The sequence below is a fragment of the Kitasatospora sp. NPDC057542 genome, assembly GCF_042801945.1.
Lineage (GTDB): Bacteria > Actinomycetota > Actinomycetes > Streptomycetales > Streptomycetaceae > Kitasatospora.
In genome coordinates, this window is the sequence record NZ_JBHVFE010000475.1 from 1 (window position 1) to 6,852 (window position 6,852).

5 protein-coding genes and 1 pseudogene are annotated in these 6,852 nt (G+C 71.3%); 2 read left to right on the forward strand and 4 right to left on the reverse strand.

Features of this window, described 5'->3' with window-relative positions; genetic code table 11:
* The first annotated feature begins 1,076 nt into the window (after window positions 1-1,076).
* A complete protein-coding gene (locus tag ACFU7Y_RS36910; protein ID WP_380770974.1) occupies window positions 1,077-1,970 on the forward strand; it encodes a glycosyltransferase family 2 protein in 894 nt (297 codons plus the stop codon).
* A 176-nt stretch (window positions 1,971-2,146) separates the two neighbouring features.
* Window positions 2,147-3,505, forward strand: a complete 1,359-nt coding sequence (locus tag ACFU7Y_RS36915) for a tetratricopeptide repeat protein (RefSeq protein ID WP_380770975.1) — start codon at window positions 2,147-2,149, stop codon at window positions 3,503-3,505.
* A gap of 13 nt (window positions 3,506-3,518) precedes the next feature.
* Here ACFU7Y_RS36915 and ACFU7Y_RS36920 read toward each other — a convergent pair whose 3' ends face one another.
* From ACFU7Y_RS36920 to ACFU7Y_RS36935, 4 genes and pseudogenes are all read right to left on the reverse strand, one after another.
* The gene (locus ACFU7Y_RS36920; RefSeq protein WP_380770977.1) at window positions 3,519-4,706 is read right to left on the reverse strand and encodes a sporulation protein; all 1,188 of its coding nucleotides are present in this window, start codon (window positions 4,704-4,706) and stop codon (window positions 3,519-3,521) included.
* A gap of 190 nt (window positions 4,707-4,896) precedes the next feature.
* A complete protein-coding gene (locus ACFU7Y_RS36925; RefSeq protein WP_380770978.1) occupies window positions 4,897-5,166 on the reverse strand; it encodes a hypothetical protein in 270 nt (89 codons plus the stop codon).
* 115 nt (window positions 5,167-5,281) lie between these two features.
* A complete protein-coding gene (locus ACFU7Y_RS36930) occupies window positions 5,282-5,917 on the reverse strand; it encodes an HAD family hydrolase (RefSeq protein WP_380770979.1) in 636 nt (211 codons plus the stop codon).
* A pseudogene (locus tag ACFU7Y_RS36935) lies at window positions 5,917-6,852 on the reverse strand (hypothetical protein); the annotation flags it as partial. The gene ACFU7Y_RS36930 and the pseudogene ACFU7Y_RS36935, both read right to left, overlap by 1 nt.

Below are 6,852 nucleotides of genomic sequence, written 5' to 3' on the forward strand. Positions count from 1 at the left end.
ACAGAGACCTTAGACAAGCCTCATCATCCCAGTTCAGAAGGCACTTTCGCGTTCCCGCTCATGATCCGGACACGGCCCCAAGTGAAACGCGCAGGCTAAGCACACAGCAGATCGACGGTCAGCGGGAGGCACTTTCAGGGGGCACTTTCGGCAGGTCCGCCACTAACACCCCTTCCGAGGATCAACCCGACCGGATGAACCGCACCCACTCGTCCGACCGGTCGGACCGCATGACAGCGATGTGTCCGCGGGACCTCGCGCGTGCTTGGCCCTGTTTTTGTGTCCTCCTTCCTCGCGGACGATCGAGGACCGCTCGGCCCGGCAGGCGCACCACGATTCTCGTGCGCACTGGGGCCTGGCGATCCGTCGCTCTTTCTCGCTGAACTGCACTGCGAGCAGAGCCATATGACGACACCTCGGTCAAGCGGTGGATTCTTGCCTCTGGGTGTTGCGGACTTCTCCCAGTGAACCCGCGGGTCCGGGGCGGAGGTAGAGAGCGGCGGTCACGGACGTGTTCATCGCGTTCATGATCGGGAGGAGGCCTCCCTCGTGGCACTGGTGGCCGCACGCCAACGGACGTCGTCCGGCGTCGGACCGGGATCGTGCTCTACGGCAGCCGGCAGCTCGCAACCACCTCCCAGCCGTCGCAGCTGGCCGCGACGAGGTGGAGCGGGCAGGATCAGGCAGTGGCACCCGGCAAGACGTGATCATGAACGCGATGAACGCGCCCAGTGCCATAGCCCCTACCGCCGACCCGCGCCGGGGCACTTGACTGGTGCGCACTGGCGCAGCCTGGACCCCGAACCCGGGCTGCTCTCACACGGGGGCTTGAAGGCCGCCGAGGACAGCCGCAACCTGCGCGACTACAGAATGCAACGGAATGGCCACTACTGTGATACACCACCGAGGTGAGGGAGGGCGATGCGGTGAGCGGCCCGGCGGCGCCCATAGACCGGAGTCCACCGCCCCGTTGCTGCACGGCCGACCGATAGTTGCCCAGGCAGGACGCTGCAGGCGCACCGGCCGGCCCCTCGACCGATCGCCTGCGTCCCTGCTTCCTCGTCCCCGGAGCGCGCATGAGCCCCACCAGACCTGCCCCCGCCGTCGTCGACGTCGTCGTCCTCACCATGAACGACCGTCCCGAGCAGGCGGCGGCGTTGGAGTCGCTGCTCGGCCAGGAGGGAGTCGAACTGCACGTGGTCGTGGTCGGCAACGGCGTCGAACCTGACCTCGTGCCCGACGGCGTGGCCACGCTCGCGCTGCCCGAGAACGTCGGCATCCCTGAAGGCCGCAACATCGGCGCCCAGGCGCTGGCGGACGACGGAGCCGGGGAGTTCGTCTTCTTCCTCGACAACGACGCCGTCTTGCCCTCTCCTGACATCCTGTCCCGCCTCGTCGCCCAGGCCCGCCTGCACCCGGAGGCCGCCTACGTCCAGCCGCGGATCGCCGATCCGGTCACCGGCGTCACAGTCCGGCGCTGGGTGCCCCGGCTACGGGCCGGAGACCCCACCCGACCCGGCACCGTCGCAGCAATGGCAGAGGGCGTCATCCTGATCCGCCGCGATGCCTTTGACCACGTCGGCGGCTGGCCCGGCCACTTCTTCCTCTACCACGAGGGCTTCGACCTCGCGCTGCGCATCTGGGACGCCGGCCTGACCGGCTGGTACGCGCCGGAGGTGATCGTCCACCACCCGGCCAGCGACCCCGCCCGCCACGCGCTGTACCAGCGCCTGGTCGCCCGCAACCGCGTCTGGGTCGCCTACCGGCGCCTGCCCGCGCCGCTCGTCCCCGTCTACATCACGATGTGGGTCATCATCACTGCCCTACGGTCCCGACGCTCCCCGCGGACGCTGGCACCGTGGTTCGCCGGCCTGTGGGAGGGGCTTCGCGGCGGCCACGGCGAGCGCCGCCCGATCTCCTGGGCCACCGCGTGGCGGCTGACCCGGGCCGGGCGCCCACCGGTCATCTGAGACACGCGCCACCGGGAGGTCACTGTCCGCAGACAGGTGAACCGACTGTCCGTCAGTTCCATTGTGTGGAAGGTGATTTGCCGCCTTTGCAGAGTGCAGACCGCAGATCCGCCGCGGCGCTAGCGTGGTCGCCACCGACCGGGTCCGTCGGTGACGCGATCGTCAGGAGGCGTGTAGTGGCGACACCCAGGAAACCCAACGACCGGCTCGCGGCCGCCATGGCCGCGGCCGGCCTCACCTTCGAAGCGCTGGCGCGCGCCACCAGGGCGGTCGCGGCCGAATCCGGGGTCCGGCTGGGCACGTCCCGATCCGCCGTCCACGCCTGGGTGACCGTCGGGGCCATTCCGGCGGGGAGCACCCCCTTCTACGTCGCCGAGGCGCTGTCCAGAAAACTCGGGCGGCCCGTCACGGTCGCCGAGATCGGCCTGGGCGAGGACACGAGCGCGAACCTCATACTCCTCAGCCCCGTGGTCGCCGCAACCGAACTCGGGAGACTCCTCGTGCACAACCGCCGCGACTTCCTCGCCCTCGGCTTCTCCGCCGCGGCCGTCCTGGCCCCGCTGACCTTCGACCCGCAGGCCGCCGCCGCGACCCTGTACGCCGCAGCACCGGGCCGCCGTGTCGGAGCCACCGAAGTCGCAGCCGTCCGCCAGTTCACCGACACCTTCCGGTCATCCGACGAACTCCTCGGCGGCGGACACAGCCTCGCCGTCAGCGCGGTATTCCTGAGCGACGTCGTCGCGCCTATGCTGGGCGGCGCCTTCCCGAACGGCCAGGTCCGCCACGACGCGTTCGAGGCCGCCGCCGCGCTCGCCACCCTGGTCGGGTTCAAATGCCACGACGCCGGACGCGAGGGGGCGGCCCAGCGCCACTACCAGTTCGCCTTCCGCCTCGCCTGCGAGGCCGACCCGGCCGGGCAGGCCGCCTGGACCATGCGGGCACTCGCCCACCAGGCACTCGACCTCGGCCACCCAGCAGGCACCGTCGACCTGGCAGAGGCCGCGCTCGCCCGGGCCCACGGACGAATCGACCGGCGCACCGAAGCACTGCTGCTCATCACCGCCGCCCGCGCCCACGGCGCGAGCGGAAACCCCACCGCCGCCTCAGCCCTGATCATCGCCGCCCAGGACGCCGCACTCACCGACACCGACAACCTGCCCGCCTACGCAGCCGCCGCCGGCCCCACCGCCGCCGTCGTTGCCTCCCACACCGGCCGCACCCTGACCGAGATGGGCGACCACGCCGCCGCCGAACGCCACTACCGCGCTGCCCTGACCGAGCGCACCGAAACCGCATACCGCCGCAGTCGCGCGCTCACCCTCGCCAACATCGGCCGGGCCGTCGCCGCCCAGAACCGGCACGAGGAAGCAGTCGACCTGCTCAACCGCAGCGTCGACCTGATGGATGGCGTCGACTCCCACCGAGCCCACCGCGAACTCGACCGGCTGCGCCCCGTCCTGGCGATGTACGCCCGGCGTGGCATCCGCGGCGCGGCCGACCTCGCGCACCGCGCCGCCCAGCTGACCGCCGCCTGAACGACTGGAAGGCTCAGCCCACCGACGGCAGCTCGGTCCTCACCCGGTGGACGAAGTCACGGACTCCGGGCTCGTCCTTCCACTGGCCGAGCCGGTCCGCCACGTCGTGCAGGTAGGTGTGGGCCCGGGGTGAGCGTACTCCGCTGAGGATGTCCACGGACCGGTTCCCGTCCGCGAGCGCCAGCTCGAGGTTGCTGTCGATGAGGTGGGCGCTGGCCACAACGGCGGCCCTGATGCCGACCGCCCGCGTGTAGCGGCCCACCGGCATCCCGCCGGCGCGCTCTGCCCAGACCATGGCGGATCGGGTCAGGCCGAGATCCCGGTGGATCTCCACGCTGTCGGTCGCCAACCGCTCAGCGGTCATGTACGAGATCCACTCCGGGTCGTGCGCTCCGGGCCGGATCCCGGACAGCAGCCGCTCGCACAGGGCCAGCGCCGCTCCCGCGCCCGCTCCGTCGGCCTGCTTGGCCAGAGCCCTGGCCTCGGCGAGCTTGCAGAACGCCAAAACCCTCGGTGCCGCGTGCCCGCGCCCACGCTCGTACGCGGCGGACGCCATCTCCGCGGCCTGCACACACCGGCCGGCCAGAAATGCTGCGAGCGACATCGTGGCGAGGACATAACAACCGAGCTCCACATCACCGGCGGCCCGAGCCAGGCGCAGTGCCTGGATCAGGAGCCGATATGCAGCGGCACGGTCCCCGGCGTCCATCGCCGCCCAGCCCGCCACCCGCGAAAGCTCGGCCAGCGCACCGTGGAGGGCCTGCCCCGTGGCAGCCGTGTACGTTCCACTGAGCAGCGGTCCCGCTTCGCGGAGGCAGGCCATGACCTGGCTGGAGCGCCAGTGTCCGCCTCCATAGCGCGAGTCCAGGACTTGCGCCTCGGCAGCAGCCGTCCACAACCGGACGACATCAGTCTGCCCGACCCGCGCCGCCCCGGTATGGGGGGCCGAATCGTCGGCAGGATTGGCCAGCCAACGCATGGCTGGCGTCGAGAACGCCGCCGCGCCCGTCAAGTTGAAGAGATCACGACGGTCCACGGTGCTCCAGCAAGTCACGGCGCCCTCAAGAGCGGCCTGGCGGTCCTGGGGGAAATCCAATCCGATGTCCGGCCGCGGGGTGGCCGGGACACCCCATCCAGCATCCTCAAGAGTGACGGCGTAACCCAGGAGATCGCCGAGCACCTTGACGATCCGAAGCTGCACCTCCTCTCTCCTGGGAGTCGAACCGGCTATCCACTTGGCGACACGGGTGTGGGTATACGCAGTTTGCCGTCCGGTGGCCGGGGCCAGCCCATTGACCCGGCGCGCCAGTTCCCTGTGTGACACCTGCGATTTCGTGATGAGTCCGCCGAGCTTGGTGTTCGGTGCCGGTCGCTGGGATGTCATGAGACGCCTAACCGACCTTGATGCGGTAGAGGTTGCGCTTGCGGTCGGTGTCGTCCTCTGTCAGACAGCCGTAGCAGCTCGCCACGGCCGGATCGGTGGTGCCGCGGCCATGTATCTCCACGATCCATCGTGCGATGTTCGTGTGGGCGTAGGCAGTTCGTCGCCCGGTGGCAAACGACTTCTCGTTGGCCCTCTTGGCCAGCTCCTTTCGTGAAATGCCCGTTTCGCTGATGAGCGCGTCGAGCCGCTTGTTGGGCTTCGCCCCGTGGGATTGCATGCAACGCTCTCCGTTCACTGTCCGGATGACCTGGGGCGCTCAGTCGTCGGCCGGCCACCCACGAGGGGCGAGGCTGGTGTGGTTGACGGTGGCAGCCGAGACCGGTACTGGGTTGTCACCGTCGGGCCGGTGCACGGCACCAGGCGGCGAGGGCGGCGGGGGTGGCCAGCAGCTGGTCCGGTTCGGCGGCGCTGAGGTCCTCGAGGTTCGGGTAGCCGTAGGCGACGGCGATCGCGGTCACTCCGGCGTTATGGGCGTGGCGGACGTCGCTGCCGGTGTCGCCGACGTACGCCCTCGCCCCGTGCCGGGCGTGCAGGAACCTGAGCTTTTCGGTCTTGCTGCCCTCGTCGTCTCGGGAGAGCAGCACGCGGGGCATCGCCCCGGTGGGCAGGTCACGGGCGAGCAGGGCGCGGACGGTGCTGCGGTGGCTTCCGGTGACCACCGCGTACCCTGGCCCGGCGGAGAGTTCGGCCAGCGGTGCCACCAGGTCCGGGATGACGCCGTGCGGCTCTTCGGCGGCGGCCCGGTCCGTCAACTCGGCGTGGCGCTTCCAGAACCGCTCCGCGGTCTCGAACGCGATCCAGCGGATCAGCGACGCACCCAGCACGCCCTGGTAGACGACGGGCAGATCGCCCGAGCCGGCCAGGTCGGGAAGGGCCCACAGCTCCATCTCACGGCGGGCTTCCTGGTAGCAGCGGCAGGCCCGCTCGCGGGAGTCGTGCAGGACGCCGTCGAAGTCGAACACGACCATCAGGTCACCCCGCCCAGGGACACGACGGGCACGCCGCACCAGGCGAGCAGGTCGGGGCAGGGCAGCAGACCGGGCAGCTCCTCCAGCGCGGCGCGGGCCCGGGGCCAGGCCGACGGCGGGTCCAGCGGGGCGAGCAGCAGCACGTCCGACTCCCGCACCGGATGGAACCGGTCCCGGGCCCACCGCTCGACGGCCTCAAGCGTCAGCGCCGACTCCGCACCCGTGAGGCCGGGTTCGCCCTCGGCCGCAGGAGTGCCGCCGAACGGCAGCCGGGGCTGCACCAGCGCCGCGGGCGGCCGCACCCACCGGTGCACGACCGGTGCCGCTGCCTGCGGGCCGGCGGCGCGGGTGGCCAGGGTGTACTGGAGGAGAATGGCGGCCGCAGACATGCCGCGCTGGAGCCGGTAGGCCTCCCTGGCACTCTCGCACGCGCGCTGCGTGTTGTAGGTCCGCGGGAGCTGTTCGCCGCGGGCCGTGCCGTAGCCCAGCAGAGCCGCGGCGAGCGCCGCGGCCCAGGGCTGTTCGCCGGGCAGGCGCCGGGCGAGGCTGTCGGCGACGGCGGTCAGGGTGCTGTCGAACGCGACGGTGAGCGCGGCCAGGTCGATCAGCGGGGTCAGCAGCTCGTTGTCGCGCCGGTAGGCGTGGGCGAGGTGCCCGGTCTTGCGCAGCCGTCCTCCGTTGTCGAGGTGCCACTTCTCCGCCTCGCACCGGTTGTCGGGCAGCGCCGCGGGAAGGACGGACAGCAGGTCGTGCAGCACCGTGGCGGCCGCCGTGCCGTCCGTGCCGGTCAGGGCCCGGGCCACCGCGAGGAGGACCGCGGGGATCGGCCCGCCGGGCTCGGCGGGCCGCACCGGGAGCCGGCGGGCCCGATCCAGGACGTAGTCCATCGCCTCCTCCAGCTGCTCGGGCCCCGGCCGGGGCCCGTGCGGGACCGT